This is a genomic window from Sorangium sp. So ce145 (assembly GCF_051525985.1).
In the GTDB taxonomy this organism is placed as follows: domain Bacteria; phylum Myxococcota_A; class Polyangia; order Polyangiales; family Polyangiaceae; genus Sorangium; species Sorangium cellulosum_B.
Genome location: NZ_CP150315.1, coordinates 12,046,428 through 12,063,499 on the forward strand (window position 1 = coordinate 12,046,428; position 17,072 = coordinate 12,063,499).

Consider the following 17,072-nt stretch of genomic DNA (forward strand, 5'->3'; position numbering starts at 1 on the left):
CTCACTCCGCCCGCGCGTGAGGCGACACGTTCGCCGGGCTGCCGTCGCCGACCGACGCGAGGACGCGCTCCACCACCGGCGCCTGTTGCGCGAGCAGCCGGGACGGCGCGACGCCCAGGGTCACGATGAGCGCCAGGATCGACAGCAGGACGGCCCGCTCGCGGAACAGGAGCGGCGTGATCGCGGCGGCGCTCGCCCGGCCGCGCGGGATCGGGCCCAGGAAGGTGCGCTGGAACGCGCGGAACATCGTGATCCCGTTGAGCGCCGTCGCGCCCAGCATCATCACCGCGGGCACGGCGTGCACGTGCAGGATCCCGTGCAGCAGCAGATCCTCGCCGATGAACGTGAGCGCCCCCGGGAAGCCGATCGCCGCGAACGCGAGCAGAAAGAAGAAGGCGGCCATGCGCGGCGTCCTCGCCACGAGGCCGCCGAGCTCCCTCATGTCCGCCGTGCCCGTCCGCGCCTCGATCGCCCAGACGACCATCGCCACCCCGGTGACCGCGATCGAGAGGCCGAAGCTCTGGATCAGCGCGCCGCTCACGCTCTGCGGGTTCATCGACGCGATCCCGAGGAGCACGAGCCCCTTCTGGCTCGCCACGAGGTACCCGATCATCCGACGGAGATCCGTCTGCGTGAGCGCGAGGATCGCGCCGTGCACGGCGCTGATGAGCCCCAGCACGGCGAGGAACGGCATGTGCTCGGCGCAGGCATCGGGCAGGAGCGGCACCGCCACGCGGACCAGCACGCAGACGCCGACCTGCATCTCGGCGAGCAGGACGGTCACGCCGATCGGCCCGCGCTCGAGCAGCACCGGCAGCCAGCCGTGGAACGGCACGGCGGCCATGCGCATCAGCACGGAGATGCCGACGAGCGCGAGCAGCGGCGACTGCCACGCCTCTGGGATGCCGGCGCGGGCGACCTCCTGGATGTCGAACGGCAGCGCCGCGCCGCGGCGCGCCGCGAGCGCGGCCATGATGCCGATCCCGAGGACGAGCGGCGCCGCGCCGCCGATCAAGAAGATGCGGTAGGTCCGCCGGAGGAGCTGATCGGACGCGCCCTTCCCGGAGGTGAGGCGCGCGCCCGGCAGGAGCGCGGCGACCCACGCCACGGCGAGCACCGCGAGGTCGGTCGCGCAGTAGACGCCGAGGATGGCGCTGCCCGTGGCGAGCAGCGCCGCGAGGTTCGGCCGGTCGAGCGCGGCGCGCGGCCCCGAGGCGATCAGGGCGAGCAGCATGAAGCCGAGCAGCGGCAGCAGCGAGGCGCTGAAGCCGTCGAGGCCGAGCCGGAGGCGCACGCCGAGCAGCGGCATCGCCGGGCCCATCGCGTCGAGGGCGACGCCGCCGCCTGCGTGGAACACCGCGAGCGCCGCGAGCGCGAGCAGCAGGGTGAGCGCCGCGCCGGCGAGGGCCACGCGGCGGGCGGCATCGTCGCCGCGCGCGCGGGAGGCGGCCAGCGCGGCGAGCGCAGGCGCGAGGACGAGCGCCGAGAGGAGGAGGAACGTTGTCATGATCGCGCCCCCTTCGCGCCGGCCGCGGAGGCCGTGACGGCCGCGGGAGCCGCCGCCCCCGCGCGCTCGCCGCGCGCGCTCCCGGCGACCGCGCCGCCGGGCTCACGCTCGGCGACGCCGCTCAGCGCGGCGACCCAGCGGCGCTCGAGCCTATCGAACGCCTGCCCGAGGCGCATGCACGGCGCCGCGATGAACCGCTGCTGCAGCGCCTCCACGTGGAAGCGTTCGAGGGCGAGCCAGTACACGCGCCGCACGAGCGGCGCCGGCAGCAGGCGGGAGGCGATCCCGAGGTGCGGCAGCGGGTCGCCCGCGTGCGCGGCCCGGATCTCCTGCGCGTCGCGGAGCGCCGAGGGCGCGCGCAGCATCTGCAGGCACCGCAGGCACGCGTGCGCGAACAGGTGCAGGAGCGCGAGCCTGTAATACCCGAGCCCGATCTCCACGAAGATGATCCCGACCTGGGACATCGTCGCGTACGCGAGCGCGCTCTTCACGTCCGCCTGCACGCGACCCACCAGCGTCCCGTGGACGGCCGTGAGCGCGCCGACGACGGCCACCGCCGCGCTCGCCGCGGGCGAGCGCTCGAGCACGGGCGCCGCGCGCAGCATCAGGTACACGCCCGCGTGGATCGAGATCGCGCCGTAGAAGAGCGCGCTCGAGGGCGTCGGGCCCTCCATCGCCCTCGGCAGCCAGCTGCCGAGGGGGAACTGCGCGCTCTTGCCCATCGCGGCGAGGAAGAGGCACAGCGCGAGCGCCGTCGCCCCGGAGGCGCTGATCGCGGCGGCGGGCCCGGGCCAGGCGGCCCCGCCGAACACCTCGCCGAAGCGGGAGGAGCCCGCGATCTCGTGCGTCAGCACCACGCCCACGAGCAGCCCCACGTCGCAGAGCCGGTAGGTGATGTAGACCCTGAGCGCCGCCCGCGCCGGCGCCGCGCGCTCGTGGAAGAAGGCCACGAGGAGCACGCTCGTCACGCCCACGAGCTCCCAGCCGACGAAGAGCAGGTCGAGGCTCCCTGCGGACACGAGCGCGAGCATGCCCACCGAGGACAGGGCGAGGAGCAGGAAGAACCGCGCGAACCCCGCCTCGCGGTGCAGGTACGCGACCGAGAACCTGCCGGCGACGAGCGCGATCAGCGAGACGAGCACCATCATCGTCGCCGACAGCCGGTCGACGAGCAGGACGACGTCGAACGCGTAGCCCGACGCCTCGAACCAGTGCCCGAGCTCCACCGGGAGGAAGGCGTAGGGCGAGAGGACGGACGAGCCCCAGACGACGAGCGAGGCGGCGAGCGAGATCGAGAGCGAGGACAGGACGACGCCCGACACGACCCGCTCGCTCGGCGTGCGCAGGAGGAGCAGGAAGGCGCCGAGCGCGGCGAAGGCCGCCGCCGGAGAGAGCACAGCGAGCGCGGTGAGCTTGCCGAGGACGAGGTCAGGCAGCATGGTCGGCGATCTCCAGGGAGGGCCGCGAGGGCGTGGCGCGGATGATGGCGGGCGGGACGAAGCCGCTCTTGCCCGCGTACCAGTCGAGCGACCGCGCCACCTCGGGCAGCGGGCGCTCCGGGGGCGTGAACGGCGCGAAGGCGCCGCGGGTGAAGCGCGCGATCTGGCCCGTCGCCGGATCGAGGCAGGCGAGCTGGATCCAGCCGTTGTGGATGAGCTCGCGGAGCGCCGGCTGCCGCGCACAGATCGCCGCGGCCGTCTCCGTGCTCGTCTCCACGACGGTGAGCATGCGCACCGGCTCGTGGATCTCGATCATCTGCTTCGGCAGGCCGGTGCGCAGATCGCTCAGCGCGCCGTCCATGACCCCGAGCAGCGAGGCGAGGTTGTGCGGGAGCTTGGTGCCGGCGCCGTAGCGGAGGTTGTCGACGCGGGAGAAGTAGTACTCCAGGTTGATCCCGGCCCCGACCGGCCCGGCCGAGAGCAGGACGCGCTCGAGGATCGCGCCGGAGGGGTCCTGCGTCGGGTCGTACGAGACGAGGAACACCCGGCGGTCGAGGAACAACCCGCGGGTGAGCTCGCGGCGGCCGATCACGCAGACGGCGTTGGTGGCGTGGCCGAGCTCGGGCCGCGCCTCGCTGAGGTCCACGGCGCGCGCCTCGACGTGCGCGAGCGCCTGCTCGGGGCTCAGGCGCGCCGGGGCCGACGCGAAGCGACGGCAGCGCTCGTGCGCGTGCCGCTTGCGCGCCTCGCCGAGGGCGTCCTTGAGCGCGGCGATCTCGCCGCGGTGCGACGCCGGCGCGAGGTGATCGTCGTAGAGGACGATCTCCTCCGTCGTCGTGTTGTTCATCCCGCCGAGGAAGAAGGTCCCGTCCGGGATGTCGATGCCGCGCTCGCGGAGCTGGGCGCGCACCTCCCGGTCGTTGGCCATGGCGGCGAACAGCCGCGCGTTCGGGCCGCCGTGGCGGCCGCCGCACGCGCCGCAGTCGTACGCGGATTGGTGCGGGTTGTTCACGCTGATCGAGCCGTGGCCGAGCATCACCACGAGCGGCGCGAAGCGCCGGGTGAGCCCCATGATCTCGAGCGTCGCCGCCACCCGCGCGGCCTTCTCGGAGGCCGTGAAGGCCGCGCCTCCGCGGCCCTGCGCCGTCCCCTCCTCGTGCGGGCTGTGGAGCTGGGTCGGCACCGCCGGAAGGAGGCGGCGCTCGAACGCGCGGCGCAGCCGCGCGTACGCCCGCGGGAAGAGGGTGCGGCCGACGAGCGGGATCGTGGAGAACAGCCCGAGGGTCGGCGTGAGCAAGACGCCGCGCGAGAGGGTCCGGGTCCCGTGCCCGAGCGCATGGACGAAGCGCGCCCAGCGCCTGCGCCGCGCCTTCCGGACGAGCGCGGCGCCCTCCTCGCGGGGTCGCTCGACGATCTCGTGCGCCGGCGCGACGTTGACAGGGCAGAGGCTCGCGTGGCCTGCGTCGTCGAGCCCGCGGTAGCGGATGGGCACGCCGAAGAACCCGGCGATGCCGAGGGTCTCGTGCCGCGGGGAGAGCTCCTCGAAGTGCCGCCGGAGCCCCTCGCAGCGGTCATCGATGCAGAGCGCGACCTGGAACCGGGGCGAGCGGACCGCGCGCTCGTCCTCCGGACGGCGCAGGTTCGCCGCGATGCCGTGCAGCACCTCGACCCGGTGGTGGTGCTCGTAGGCCTCGTGCAGGAGGCGCCGCCGCGCCATCTCGTCGAGCCCCTCGAGCACCTCGAGCGCCCAGACGCGATCCGCCGCCGAGAGCGGCTGGATCTGGGCGACCGACAGCCCAGCGAGCTGGGCGAGCTGGAACAGGCGGAAGGGCCTGTCGCCGTCGGGCGAGCGCGGCGGCGGCTCGATGGGCCTCGCGGCGCGCCGGGCGTGCTCGACGAGCCCCGCGAGGGGCCCCCGGTACCCGAGCCTCCGGCGCGCCACGTCGCGCAGCGCGTACCGGGCGAGCGTCAGGCGCACGGCGAGGTACTCGAGCAGCGACGCCGGCGGCGCGCCCGCGGGCCGGTCGCTCGGCGTGTGCTCGAAGCGGTGGACCATGCCCGCCCAGCCCGGCAGCTCGAGCAGCACGCGCGTCACGTAGCCCTCCCAGCGCTGCTCCGCGACGCCGAGGTCGCGCAGGGCGGCGACGGCCACGGCGGCTGGCGGCATGTTCGCCCCGATCGCGCGGAGCTCCGCGTCGAGCCCGGCGAAGTGCGCGCCGGCCGGCCTCGACCCCTCCAGCACGAGGCCGCGGAACGCGCGGAAGAGCCCCTGCGCGCGGTCCGGCATCGCCCAGTGCGCGACGCCCTCGTCGAGGTAGGCGCCGAGGAGCCGGATGAAGGGCGGATCGATGAGCTCGGCCGGATCCTCCCCCGTGATCGCGAGCAGGAGATCGCGGTGCGATCGATCGACGCCCACGCGATCGACGAGCGGCGGCTCGGCGGGCTCCGTCGGCGGCAGCGGCACGCCGCGGCAGGCGTCCCAGAGGGCGAGCGCGGCGCGGGACTCCGGGTCGCGGCCGCCCTGGTCCAGGAGGCGCGCGGCGGCGTGGGGACGCTCGGCGAGCCAGCGCTCCGTGTAGACGAGGAGGCGGTGGTACGGCCCGGACGGCAGATCGGGCCGGAGCTCGCGCGTCGCTCCCGTCTCGGCGATGCGCCACCCCAGCCCCGCCTGGGTGGCGGTCTCGATGGGGAAGCGCAGCGCGAGGCGCTCGATCTCGATGCGTGACAGCGGGCCTCGGCGCTCGTCAGGCGTCTCGGCGAAGCGCTCGGCGAGCGCCGCCTCGATGTCCTGGTCGTCGATGCGGCCCGACGCGATGTGCGCGCGGAATTCCGCCTCGGAGAGGTACGGCTCTGCCTCGAACAGCGCGCTCGCCGCGGCGAGCGCGTCGTGGAACGGCAGGTGTTGAAACGCGTGCAGCGTGTTGTGGTGGACGAACACGCCGATCGGCCCCTGTGCTGGCAGGAAATGACCGACGTGCTGGAGGAGGGCGCGCAGTCGCTCTTCTGGAGCTTCGCCTGCGCCGAACGTCGAACCTGGTTCGTTCATATCAATCGTGGAGTGGAATTGTCGTTCAAAGTTGCCTCATGCTCGCCGCGCAAGCTCAGCGGCTCATCACGGGTGCGAGCACGACCTTCTTCCGCGCGGAGAGCGGGTGCGACGACATCGGACCGTGGTCGTCGAGGCCCGAGAGCGTCAGCCTCCGTCCCTCGCGCTCGAGGGTGGCCTTGAGATCGTGCAGGTTGGCCATGACCGTGTGATCCACCAGGCGGGTGTCGGCGAAGTCGATCTCGACGGCCGTGGCGTCGGGGTGCCGCGCGAGCCTCCGCTTGATCGAGAGGTAGTTGCTGAAGACGGCGGCCTGCTTGACGCGCAGCACCAGCCGCCCGCCGTCGACGCGCTCCTCGATGTCGGGCCGAAAGAGGCTCCGGATCGGCGCGCCGTTGAGCACGTGGATGAACATCTCCACGGCGATGCCGGCCGCGACGCCCACGAGCAGATCGGTCGCGATGGTGATCACGGCGGTGGCGACGAAGACCACGAGTTGCTCCTTGCCGATGCGGAGCGTGTGCACGAACTCCCTGGGAGACGCGAGGCGGACGCCCGTGAAGGTGAGCATCGCGGCCAGCGCGGCGAGCGGGATCCTGTGGATGAGACCCGGCGCGAAGGCGACGAAGACCAGGAGGAACGCGCCATGAAAGAAGTTCGAGAGCCGGCTCCTCGCTCCGTAGCCGATGTTGGCGGAGCTGCGGACGATCTCCGAGATCATCGGCAGCCCTCCCAGCATGCCCGCGACGAGGTTGCCGACGCCGGTGGCGAGCAGGTCCTTGTCGAGATCAGCGCTGCGCCGCTCGGGATCGAGGGAGCTGACCGCCTTCGCGGACAGCAGCGACTCGATGCTTCCCACCAGGGAGAACATGAGGATATACTTGAGGGACGCGGACGAGGCGACCTGGCTGAAGTCCGGGAAGGCGATCGCCTGCACCAGGCTCCCCGGCAGGTTGACGAGGAACTTTGGCCCGATCGTGTAGATCGAGTCCGTCACCGAGAAGGTGTACGTGTGCCTGTGCTCGAGGTCGAAGACCAGCGCGAGCGGCATCGAGGCCGCGAGCACCAGGAGCGGCGCGGGGATCTTCTGCATCCATCGTGTTCTCCTGGCCAGCGCCGGATAACCGAACAGGAGGACGAGCGACAGGACGCCTATCAGGGCGATCGCGGGGTTCAGCCGGACGACGCTCGCCGGGATCTCCAGCAGCAGGGGGAGCGGCTCCTTGGCTGTCGGGGTGATGCCGAGGAGCGTGTGGATCTGCTTCGAGCAGATGATGATCCCGATGGCCGCGAGCATGCCGTGCACCACCGAGGTGGGGAAGAAGTCGCCGAGGGTGCCGGCGCGCGCGAGCGCGAAGGCGATCTGCACCACGGCGGCGACGACGATGCACGCGAGCGCGCGGCGGTAGCCCGTCGCGTTGTCCCCGCCGCCGAGCTCCTGGACCGCGCCGAGCGCGATGACGATGAGCCCCGCTGCCGGGCCTTTGATGGTGAGCTGCGCGCTGCCGAGCCAGGTGGCGATCACGCCGCCGACGACGGCGGTGAGCACGCCTGCGATGGGGGGGAATCCGCTCGCCATGGCGATGCCGAGGGAGAGCGGGAGCGCTATCAAGAAGACGAGGAACCCCGAGACGAGATCGCTCTTCCACGTGGATAGAGCAGGTTCTGGTGGTGGGTCCGGGATCTTGGGTACGGGCATGGTGGTTTTCGACCTTCGGATGCGCGGGCAGGACGAAAGTCCCGCAGTCGTCGTTCCGACCGCTGGTGGGTTGTCGCCCAGGTTCGTTCCAGGCTCGTCGCACACGTGGCCAGCGCGCCGGCGAGCCGCTGTCGCGGCTCGTCTCCACGCCGGTCCTTCGCGGCGGACCTCGGACGATCTCGGGCGACGCGTTCCTAGGAAACGGTGCGGCTCGTGTCCAGCACCGGATCAAACGAAATTCGGGGTTGCCGCCCCGACGCACCCGCGCCAGATCATTTCACCACAAACGAATCGGCGCGCCGCGCCTGGGCGCGAATGCCTTTCCCCTACCCAGATACCCAGATACCCAGATCGCCGGTACACCGAGTCCGCTCTGGCGCGGGCACCACGGCACTCCGGCGCTTCGCATGGGGCGCAAATACTCCCTGATACCGGCCAAGGACGGCGCCGGTGTCGCGCTCCCCCTTCTGGTCGTGCTCTCCCTTCTGAACGAGCCGCACGACCCGCCCTCCACGCAGCGCTGCCTCGGCGCGAGCATCGAGCGCGCTCAGCTCTCCTACCGAGGGGTACCGCTCCTCGAAGGGGCGCTCCTTGAGTCTACCGCCCGGGCCCGTCGGTTCGCGGATCGGGCCGTTCGACCAGCGCAGCCCGACCAGCGCAGCCGAGCCTCGGAGTGGCCTGCGCGCGGCGCCCTGTAGCGGGGGCTCTTCGCTTCTGGCATGGTCGCCGCCATGCTCGTCCGCAGCGCTCTCCCCTCGGTTCCACGCGGTCCGCGGCGCGACGCACGCCGCCTGACCGGCCCCGCGCTCGGGCGCCGCGCGCCGGCGCTGCTCGGCGCCGCGCTCGCCCTCTCGCTCGGGTGCTCCGGCGCCGCGCCGGCCCCCGTCGCGCGCCCGGCGCGGGTCGTGAAGACGCCGCCCGCGCAGCCGAAGGCGCCGGAAGGGCCGCCGCTCCTGCCCGCCCGCGTGATCGCGGAGCTCGACGACGAGGACACGACGCCCTACTTCGTCCGGCGCGGCGACGAGGCGCTGCTGCTCTACGCCGCGGGAGGGCGCCTCCGGACGCGCCTCCTCGGCGCGGACGGCGCGCCGCGCGGGGACGCCGTGGACGCGGGGCCGGTCGCCGCCGACGTGCCCGTCGCCGCGGTGCGCGCCACGCCGCAGGGCTACCTCGCCGCCTGGATCGAGCAGATCGACGGGAGCCGCGCGGTGCGCGTGCTCGCGCTCGACCCCGCCGGCAAGCCGAGCGCCCCGGCGAGCCTCGTCGCGCAGACGGCCGAGGAGATCTCGTGGCTCGACGTGCTCCCGAACGCGCAGGGCGCGCTCGTGCTCTGGGAGATGCCGCGCGAGGCCCAGGGCGACGCGGCGCGCGCCGGCGTCGCCCACCCCGGCGTTGACCGCGTCGACGTGGTCATGACGGTCGTGGCGCAGGGCAAGGGCGCCGCGATCAAGCCGACGGCGCCCGCGTCGGTCGCGCGCGAGGTGCTCGGGTGGCACGCGGTCGCCACCGAGCGGGGCGCGGCGGTCGCCCTCGTGCTCCCGCCGGCCGCGCCGCGCGGCCGAGGCGAGGGCAAGCCCGCGCGCAAGGCGGAGGCGGAGGACGCCGCGGAGGACGGGAAGCTCGGATCCATCGCGCTCCTGGAGATCGACGCGGCCGGGAAGGTGTCGGCGCCGGTGGTCGTCAGCCCCGAGCCGACGGCGCAGATCGATCTCGAAATCGCCTCCCTCGGTGGGCGTTACCTGCTCACCTGGACCGACGAGCGGGACATCGACGGCGCCGTCTATCTCGCGGCGGTCGAGCCGGGCGGCAAGGTGGTGGTGGCGCCGCGGCAGGCGACGCCGCCGTCCGGCGAGCAGGCGCTCGTGTCGCTCGTCGCGCCCTCCCAGGGCGGAGGCGGACGGGCGCTGCTCGCGTGGGAGGACCTGCTGCGCGCCCGCGGCGGCGAGGCCGGCGGCGCGAGCGCGCGCGGGCCGGGGCGCCTCATCCACCTCGCGTCGGTCGGCCCGGACGGGACGCTCGGCGCCGAGCGGGCGGCGCTCGTCTTCAGCGCGAGCGGACCGCCCGACATCGCGGCCGACGGTGACGGCTTCGCCGCGGTGACGCTCGCGCCCGCCACGCTCAAGATGGCGCGCGACGGGGCGGCCGCGCCGCCGGTCTGGCCGACGTTCGTGCGGTTCGGCCCGGATCTCTCGGTGCGTGCGGCAGAGCCGGTGCGCGCCGCGCCGTTCGCGGCGACGGACGGCGTGCCGTACCTCGTGCGCGGGCTGACGTGCCACGCGGGCGCGTGCGCGACGCTGGCGAGCGCCGCGCCCGGCGCGCCGTCTGGCGGCGCTGGCGGCGCGGCGGGCGCGCGGGCGCCGCTCGCGCTGGTGTCGCTCCCGGTGCGCGAGAGCGCGTGGCGCGCGCCCGCGTTCCGGGAGGACAAGGACCCGCCGCCGCGCGCGACCGCGGTGCGCGCCCTCGCCGAGGGCGACCCCATCGCCAAGGTTGCGGCGGTCGAGCTCGACGGCGGCGCGGCGCTCTCGGCGTGGGTCACGTACTTCGTCGAGGGCGCGTCGGACGCCGCGCCCCGCGGGCAGGAGGTCTCCGCGACGCTCGCGGTGCGCGCCGTGTCCCCGGGCGGCCTCGGCAAGCTGAGCGTCCTCTCGCAGAAGGCGTCGTCGCTCGGCGGCGTCGCGATCGCGGCCGCGCCGCCGCTCCCGGCCGACGCGAAGGGCAAGGGCGCGGCGCAGGGCGAGAGCGTGATCGCGTGGGTCGCGCGCGAGCGGGGCGAGACGCAGGTGTACCTGACCAAGGTCGACGCGACGGGCGCGAAGGTCGCGCAGAAGAAGCTCACCACGGCGCCGCGGAAGAAGCAGGGCGGCGCCGCGAGCGAGGCGTCCGACGTGGCGATCGCCTACGACGGCGCGGGGGGCTTCATCGTCGCGTGGATCGACACCCGCGACGGCAACGCCGAGGTGTACGCGGCGCGGGTGGACCGCGCGCTGAACCGGACGGTGCCGGACCGCCGCATCACGAACGCGCCGCTCGACGCGGCCGAGGTGCAGATCGCGGTGCGCGGCCAGGAGGTGTGGCTCGTGTGGTCCGACGCGCGCGCGGCCGCGGGCGGCGGCGCGGCTGCGAGCGGCGGTGCGGCTGCGGGAGCCGGAGCGGCTCGCCAGGGCGGCGCGGCCGCGGGCGGCGGCGCGGCTGCGGGCGGTGCGGCTGGCCAGGGCGACGAGCCCGGCGGCGACATCTTCCTCGCGCGGCTCGACGCGAAGACGCTGCAGCGGATCGGCGACGAATCGCGCCTCCATGCATCCTCGGAGCACTCGCGCAGCCCGGTGCTCGCGCCGCTCGAAGGCGGGCTCTTCGTCGGCTGGATCGACGAGCCGGCTGACGAGTCCGGCGGGGGCGCGGGGGCCGGCGGGCGCGCGCGGCTCGTGCGGGTCGACGGCAACGGCGCGGTGCAGGGCCCGCCCGTCGTGGTGAGCGGCCCGGACGGCGCGGCGGTCTCGTCGCTCGCGCTCGCGTGCGACAAGATCTGCCGCGGCGTGCTCGCGTCGGCCCCGGGGGACTCGGTGGAGCTGAACGCGTTCACGCTGGCGCCCGGCGACGTGTCGGCGCCCTCCCTGAAGCCGCTGGCGTGGCTGACCGGCGGCGCGTCGCAGGACGTGTCGCCGGCGTTCGCGGGGCGGTCCGGCGCCTCGCTGTTCTTCGCGGACGATGCGGTGAGCGGCTCGGGGCGCGTCCGGTGGATGACGATCGCATGGCCGTGAGCGGCGCAGCTCGCGCTCGCCGGCGGCGCGCCGCGCCGCTGCGCGCGGGCGGGCTCCTCCTCGGGGCGCTGGCCTCCGCGCTCGGCTGCCCCGGGCCGCCGGAGGTGCCGGTCCCGCCGCCGCGCAAGCCGGCCGGCGCGGCGGCGTTGCCGGCCTGCAAGGACAGCGGCTGCTCGCAGGCCGGGGCGCTGCTCGCCGCCGCGCGGGCGTTCAGCGACGTGCGGCACGACTACCTCCTCGACACGTCGAGCGCGATGGTGCCGGGCCGCGGGCTGTCGAGGAGCGCGGCGGGCGCGTTCTCGCCGGTCGGCGTGGCTTGCGCCCGTCCGAAGGCGGAGCCGGCGACGGGCGCGCCCGGGGCGGCGCCCGCGGCGCAGGCGGTGGCCGCGATCACGGCGGCGCCCGCGGCGACGGCGGCGCCGGGCGCACCCGCGCCGGCGCCGGGCGCACCCGCGCCGGCGCCGGGCGAGCGCGCGATCGACTTCCGCTACGTGGGCATCGCCGTCGACTCGGTCCTCGTCGGCGCCGACGTCGATCTGCCGGCGTACTTCAGCGCCGGAGGGACGCTCGACCGGCGCCGGCTGCGGCTGGTCGCGATGGCGCTGGTCGCGGACGAGGATCCGCAGTTCTTCGAGCCGACCGAGAGCGTGGTGCCGGCGGCGGCCGGCGGCTGCGCCTGCGGTCGCGCGACGCACTTCATCGGGGCCGTGAAGCGCGGCGCGATGGTCGCCTACGAGACGGACGTGACGGCCGGCGAGGCGCACGGCACGGCGCTCGGCCTGTTCAAGGCCCGGCTCGAGGCGGGCGACCGCCGGGTGACGATGACCTCGGTCGGGGAGCTGGCCATCGAGGGCGTCGAGGGCGCGCCGGTCGCGGGCGCCAAGGGAGGCGGGCAGGCGTTCGGCGCGCTGCGGATGGAGGTCAAGAAGGCGGTGCCGCTGGCGTACGCGATCTACCCGGTGGCGGACGTGTGCCGCTTCTCGCTCGCCGAGCCCGAGATCGCGCCCCTGCCCGTCGACCTCGGCGTGGTGCCGTACGGCGCCACGGGGACGGCGCAGGCGCTCATCACGAACCGGGCGCAGGTCGACGTCCGGGTGACCCACGGCGAGCGCACGGTCGAGGTGCCCGCGCACGGCAGCGCGGAGCTCACGTTCTCGTGGACGCCGGAGGGCGCGACGGCCGGGTGCGAGCGGCAGACGCGGCGGGACACGTTCGTCGTGCAGCCGAAGGACGCGTCCGCCCCGGTGGTGCCGCGCGAGCGGGCCGTCGTGGTGCCGCTCCAGGTCACGACGGGGATGCCGACCTTCTCGAAGCACGAGCCCATCGCGACCGAGACGGGGCGGTCGCCGGACTACGGCCGGGCGAGCGTGGACTGGACGTGCCCGGCCGGCTACGTGGTCGAGCAGTGCGAGCCGCAGCTGGCGAGCTGCCTGTCGTCGACGGGGAGCTGCAACGCCGAGGGATACCGGCTGACCGCCGAGGCGACCGCGGACGGGCGGGGGTGCGCGTTCCGGTGCACGGGGCCGAGCTCGTCGTTGTGGGGCGATCACGGGTGCTCCTACACGGCGGCCATGGTGTGCCGGCTGGGGTGCAACTAGCTGGCTCGCCCCCACCTGCCGCCATCAGAACCGCCCGCGATCCAGGAGACGTTGGCTTCGCGGGCGCGAGCCTGAATGGGTAGAGTCGCGGCCGCGATGGGGCGCGTCACCTGGGGCGTCGGCAACGTGATCGACCTCGAGACCCGCCGGGGGCTCTTCGTCCTCGCGCAGATGAGCAGGTCTCCCTACCTCGTCTTCTTCCGCCACTTCCGCCGCGATCGCGATTGGCAGGGGACACGGCTCGCTCCGGCGGACGTCCTCTTCTGCGCGGGCGTCACCCGGCAGCTCCTCAGGTCGAGCGCGATCGGCCGGGTCAAGGGCGTGGAGCCGCTGAACGTCGACCTCCCGACCGCGTGGATCCACCCCGACGCGACGAGCCGGCGGGTGACGGTCTGGGAGGGCACGCCTCATGAGCGCTCGTTCATCACGATCGGCCGCGGCGGGGCGCTCGTGCGCAAGGACGTGAACCATCACGCCGGAGGTCCCTTCAAGCATCCGAGCGGCGTGTTCGATGAGATCCTCGAGCCGTCGATCGCCGACATCGAGACGATCGAGCGGCACGAGCTCACCTCGCTCGCCGTCTTCCCGCTCCTCCAGGAGCGGCTGTTCCTCTGTCATGGCGCGGGGAAGAGCGTCGACCCGGAGAAGCACCTGCTCTTCGATCTCCCCATGCCGCTCGCCTTCGAGCCCTACATCGAGCTCATCACCGCATCGACGGAAGCGGAGCGCCGCGCGTTGCAGCGGCGATACGGCGCCGCGATGCCTCGCGCGTGACGACCGGACCGGACAACCGGAGGCGATGCCGCCGCTTGACGAGAAGTACGACGAGTTCGTGAAGTACGTCGGCTCGATCCCCGAGGCGCCGCGCTGCCGCGACGACGGCCGCATGCTCGGCGAGACCGCGAGCCGCGCTCTCGCCGACCTCAAGGGCTGCGTCGCGACCGCGGCGCAGGGCAAGGACGCGCTGCTGTTCCGCCTGCTGCCGCCGCCCGGCCAACCAGCTGGAGCGTAGGCGATCGCGCGATCAGCGCGCTCACGCACACGCCGGAGCTCGTGCCCGCGCTGCTCCGGCCGTTCGTGTGGACGCCGACCAGGCGGCCGTCGGAGATCCGCAGCACGCCCGAGCCCGAGCTGCCCTCGAACGTCTCCGCGCCGAGATAGCGGAGCGCGGTGCCGGACGCGGCCACGCACCGGCCCGCGACAAGGTGCTTCGTGAAGCCGAGCGGGTGGCCGATCAGGCACACCGCCTCGCCCGGGCGCGCGCCGGTCGGCGCGAGCTCGGCGACGCCCCACGCGGCGCCGGGCGCGCCGGCGAGCCGCACGATCGCGACGTCGAGCTCGCCCGGGCGGTGCTCGACGAGCTCGACGATCCGGTAGCAGTGCGTCGGCCGCAGCTCGCCGGCGGGATCGAGCTGGTAGTTGAACGCGACGTGCATGTTCGTGGCGATCTCGGCGGAGCCGATCACGTCGCCGGTGCGGTCGTCGAGCGGGCGCAGCCAGCGGCCGCCGGTGCGGTCGAAGCAGTGCCCCGCGGTGAGGAACAGGTCGCGCGCGATCAGCGTGCCCGAGCCCCACGCGACGCCGCTCGCGGTGCCGGGCCGGGCGTAGCGGCGTGCGAGGTCGGCGTTCCAGCGCAGCTGGCCGACCGCACCCTCGTGCGCGGCCGCGAACGTGCGCAGCGGCGGCGGGCAGTGCTCGACCGGCTCACTCCGCACCGCGGCTCCGGCGCACGCGCCCGTAGCAGCTCATCGCGCGCAGCTGATCGGCGAGGTGGTGATCGAGCCCGGGCTCGGTCGCGGCCTGCGCGCAGCGCAGGACCGCCTCGCGGCGCATCAGCTCGAGGAACGCGGCCGGGTCGAGCTCTTGCTCGGCGAGCCACGCCTGGGTCTCGGCGGCGGTGTACAGGCCGCGCTCGCGGCGGAACTGCAGCGCGGTGCGCTCGACGAGGTCGGCGCTGACCGACAGGCCCTGGCGCGCCGCCGCGTCCTCGGCGAGCGCGCGGGCGAGCGCGCCGTGGACCGCGCTCGCGTACAGCGACGTGTCGCCGAGCGCGCGCAGGCCGTCGAGCAGCGGCGCCGCGGTCGCGCCGCGCGCCGCGCGCATCCGTGGCAGCGCGTGGTCCCACGCGTCGGTGCGCTCGAACGCGTAGTCGACGCGCTTCGGTGCGGCGCCGGCGGTGCGCGCGGCCTGCATCGCGTCGACGAGCGCGAGCGCATCGCGGCGCTTCTGGTCGACGCGGCCGCCGGGCAGCCAGCGCTCGAGCGCGGCGACGTCGCAGCCGGCGGCGCGCGCCTCGGCGAGCAGCTCGGGCCACCGGCGGTCGGGATAGAACCGCTGCTTCGCGAGCGCGACCAGCCGATCGGCCGCCGCGCGGGTGCACGCGCCGGCGGCGACCGCCGCGTCGAGCGTGGCGCGGATGTCGACCAGCGCCTCCGAGACATGGCGATAGCCGCGGTCGGCCGCGAGGTGCGTCAGCGCGACCTCGTCGTCGGCGTCGAGCGCGCCCGAGCGAAACTGCTCGAACACCCAGCCGACGCCGACCATGCCGAAGTCGGCGAGCTCGGCCGCGCGCAGCGCGCCCATGCTCGACGCTCCGAACACGTGCACGCCCTCGGCCATCGCCCACAGGATCTCCTTGTGCCACACCGCCGGCACGTGCTCGAAGAACCCGTCGACGAGGCCGATGCCCCACGGCCGCTCGCGCGCGGCCCGGTAGACGTCGCCCTGGGCCGCCGGCGGCAGCACGCGCAGGTCGGCCGCCGCCGGCACGTCGGCCGGCGGCAGGCTCGGTCCGGTGAACAGCACGATCACGATGGCCTCGCTCGCTGCGCCCGCGGACCGGGCGCGTAGCCGGGTGCGTTCCACATGCTCTCGAGCCCCGGCACGACGACGCGGACCACCGCGACGCCGAGCTCGGGCCGGGACAGATCGACCGCGACGGCCTGGGCGAGCCCCGCGCCGCGCAGCGCGCCGAGCACCGCGGCGAGGTCGTCGTCGAACGAGTCGCTCACCGCATCGGGCAGCTCTGCGAACGAGCGCGCGGCGGGCGCCTCGAGCTCGGCGAGCGCCGCCGCGATCCGGTCCGCCTCGCGGACGCGCTGGAGCGACGGCTCCACGATGTCGTCGCGCGCGCCGGAGATCGCGGTCAGCCGGCTCTGCGCGGCCTCGGTGAGCGCGCGGGCGAGCGCGATCGCGCGCGATCGGTGACAGCCCTGGCCGCCGCTCACGCACAGCGCGTGGCACGGGTCCGGATCGCGATCCGCGATCTCGGCGACCACGACCGGCAGCCCGATGTCGCTGGTCGCGTCCCACGCGCCGACCGCGACGCCGGCGCGCTCGAACCGCCGGAGCAGCGCGCGGCAGTCGAGGTCGTCGACGGTGTCGAGCGCGATCCGGGTGCGCCGCCGGACCTCGGCGCCGCCGGCGCGCCAGATCGCGACCGCGTCGCGCTCGATCACCTCGTACAGCCCGTGCAGCGTCGCCTCGAGCGCGTCGTTGCCCGACGCGAGCCCGGTCGACGTGGTCAAGAAGCAGCCGCTGCCCGGCGGGCGCGGCGAGGTGTAGTCGGTGGTGACCACCTCGAGCGGCAGCGCGCGCGGCGCACCGTCGAACAGGTCGACACCGTCGAGCCACAGCAGCTTGCGATGAGGCTGGAACGCCCCGATCGCGAGCCGCGGCAGCCCGGCGAGATCGACGAGACGGCGCGTCGCGGCGAGCTCGGCAGCGGTGCCGAACACCATCGGTCGCAGGATGTGCTCGGCATGCCACTGCTCGATCGACTCCATCACGCCCGACGCGCGCGCCGCCTCGAGGTCGAGCCCCTTGCCCTGCGAGACCGAGATCGAGCGCGCGTTCGGCCGGCACACCATCACGACCGGGATGCCGATCGAGTCGAGCCCGGTGACATCCGCGATCCGCGTGATGCCGAGTCGCCGCAGCAGCGGCCGGACCCGGGCGAGCGTGTCGGCCGGACTGATCCGGCGCTGCGTGCCGCGCCAGTACGCCTTCTCGGTGCAGGGCACGGC

The 17,072-nt window shown here is 74.6% G+C and carries 10 protein-coding genes; 3 read left to right on the forward strand and 7 right to left on the reverse strand.

Going from position 1 to position 17,072, the window contains the following annotated elements:
• Position 1: 1 nt before the first annotated feature.
• From WMF34_RS44740 to WMF34_RS44755, 4 genes are read right to left on the reverse strand one after another with little or no spacing between them, the layout of a single operon-like run.
• A complete protein-coding gene (locus WMF34_RS44740; RefSeq protein ID WP_437991641.1) occupies positions 2-1,507 on the reverse strand; it encodes a complex I subunit 4 family protein in 1,506 nt (501 codons plus the stop codon).
• On the reverse strand, positions 1,504-2,946 hold the full coding sequence (locus tag WMF34_RS44745) for a proton-conducting transporter transmembrane domain-containing protein (RefSeq protein ID WP_012241355.1): 1,443 nt from the start codon (positions 2,944-2,946) through the stop codon (positions 1,504-1,506). The genes WMF34_RS44740 and WMF34_RS44745 overlap by 4 nt, the downstream gene beginning before the upstream one ends.
• The gene (locus WMF34_RS44750) at positions 2,936-5,992 is read right to left on the reverse strand and encodes a YbcC family protein (protein ID WP_437991642.1); all 3,057 of its coding nucleotides are present in this window, start codon (positions 5,990-5,992) and stop codon (positions 2,936-2,938) included. The genes WMF34_RS44745 and WMF34_RS44750 overlap by 11 nt, the downstream gene beginning before the upstream one ends.
• 55 nt (positions 5,993-6,047) lie before the next feature.
• Positions 6,048-7,691, reverse strand: coding sequence for a SulP family inorganic anion transporter (locus WMF34_RS44755; protein WP_437991643.1), 1,644 nt, complete (start codon positions 7,689-7,691; stop codon positions 6,048-6,050).
• Between the two features lie 719 nt (positions 7,692-8,410).
• Here WMF34_RS44755 and WMF34_RS44760 point away from each other — a divergent pair.
• From WMF34_RS44760 to WMF34_RS44770, 3 genes are all read left to right on the forward strand, one after another.
• Complete coding sequence (locus tag WMF34_RS44760; RefSeq protein WP_437991644.1) at positions 8,411-11,449, forward strand: hypothetical protein; 3,039 nt, start codon at positions 8,411-8,413, stop codon at positions 11,447-11,449.
• Positions 11,446-13,047: a hypothetical protein gene (locus WMF34_RS44765; RefSeq protein ID WP_437991645.1), complete on the forward strand. Its 1,602-nt coding sequence runs from the start codon at positions 11,446-11,448 to the stop codon at positions 13,045-13,047. Before WMF34_RS44760 ends, WMF34_RS44765 begins: the two co-directional genes overlap by 4 nt.
• Before the next feature lie 75 nt (positions 13,048-13,122).
• Positions 13,123-13,821, forward strand: a complete 699-nt coding sequence (locus tag WMF34_RS44770) for a hypothetical protein (RefSeq protein ID WP_437991646.1) — start codon at positions 13,123-13,125, stop codon at positions 13,819-13,821.
• 149 nt (positions 13,822-13,970) lie between these two features.
• Here WMF34_RS44770 and WMF34_RS44775 read toward each other — a convergent pair whose 3' ends face one another.
• Genes WMF34_RS44775 through WMF34_RS44785 form a run of 3 tightly spaced genes read right to left on the reverse strand, consistent with a single transcriptional unit; the run spans position 13,971 to position 17,069 of the window.
• Positions 13,971-14,762 carry a trypsin-like serine peptidase gene (locus WMF34_RS44775; RefSeq protein WP_012241362.1) on the reverse strand — a complete coding sequence of 264 codons (792 nt, stop codon included), beginning with the start codon at positions 14,760-14,762 and terminating at the stop codon, positions 13,971-13,973.
• Positions 14,752-15,858, reverse strand: coding sequence for a TfuA-like protein (locus WMF34_RS44780; RefSeq protein ID WP_437991647.1), 1,107 nt, complete (start codon positions 15,856-15,858; stop codon positions 14,752-14,754). Before WMF34_RS44780 ends, WMF34_RS44775 begins: the two co-directional genes overlap by 11 nt.
• Positions 15,855-17,069 carry a YcaO-like family protein gene (locus tag WMF34_RS44785; protein WP_437991648.1) on the reverse strand — a complete coding sequence of 405 codons (1,215 nt, stop codon included), beginning with the start codon at positions 17,067-17,069 and terminating at the stop codon, positions 15,855-15,857. The genes WMF34_RS44780 and WMF34_RS44785 overlap by 4 nt, the downstream gene beginning before the upstream one ends.
• Positions 17,070-17,072 lie beyond the last annotated feature (3 nt).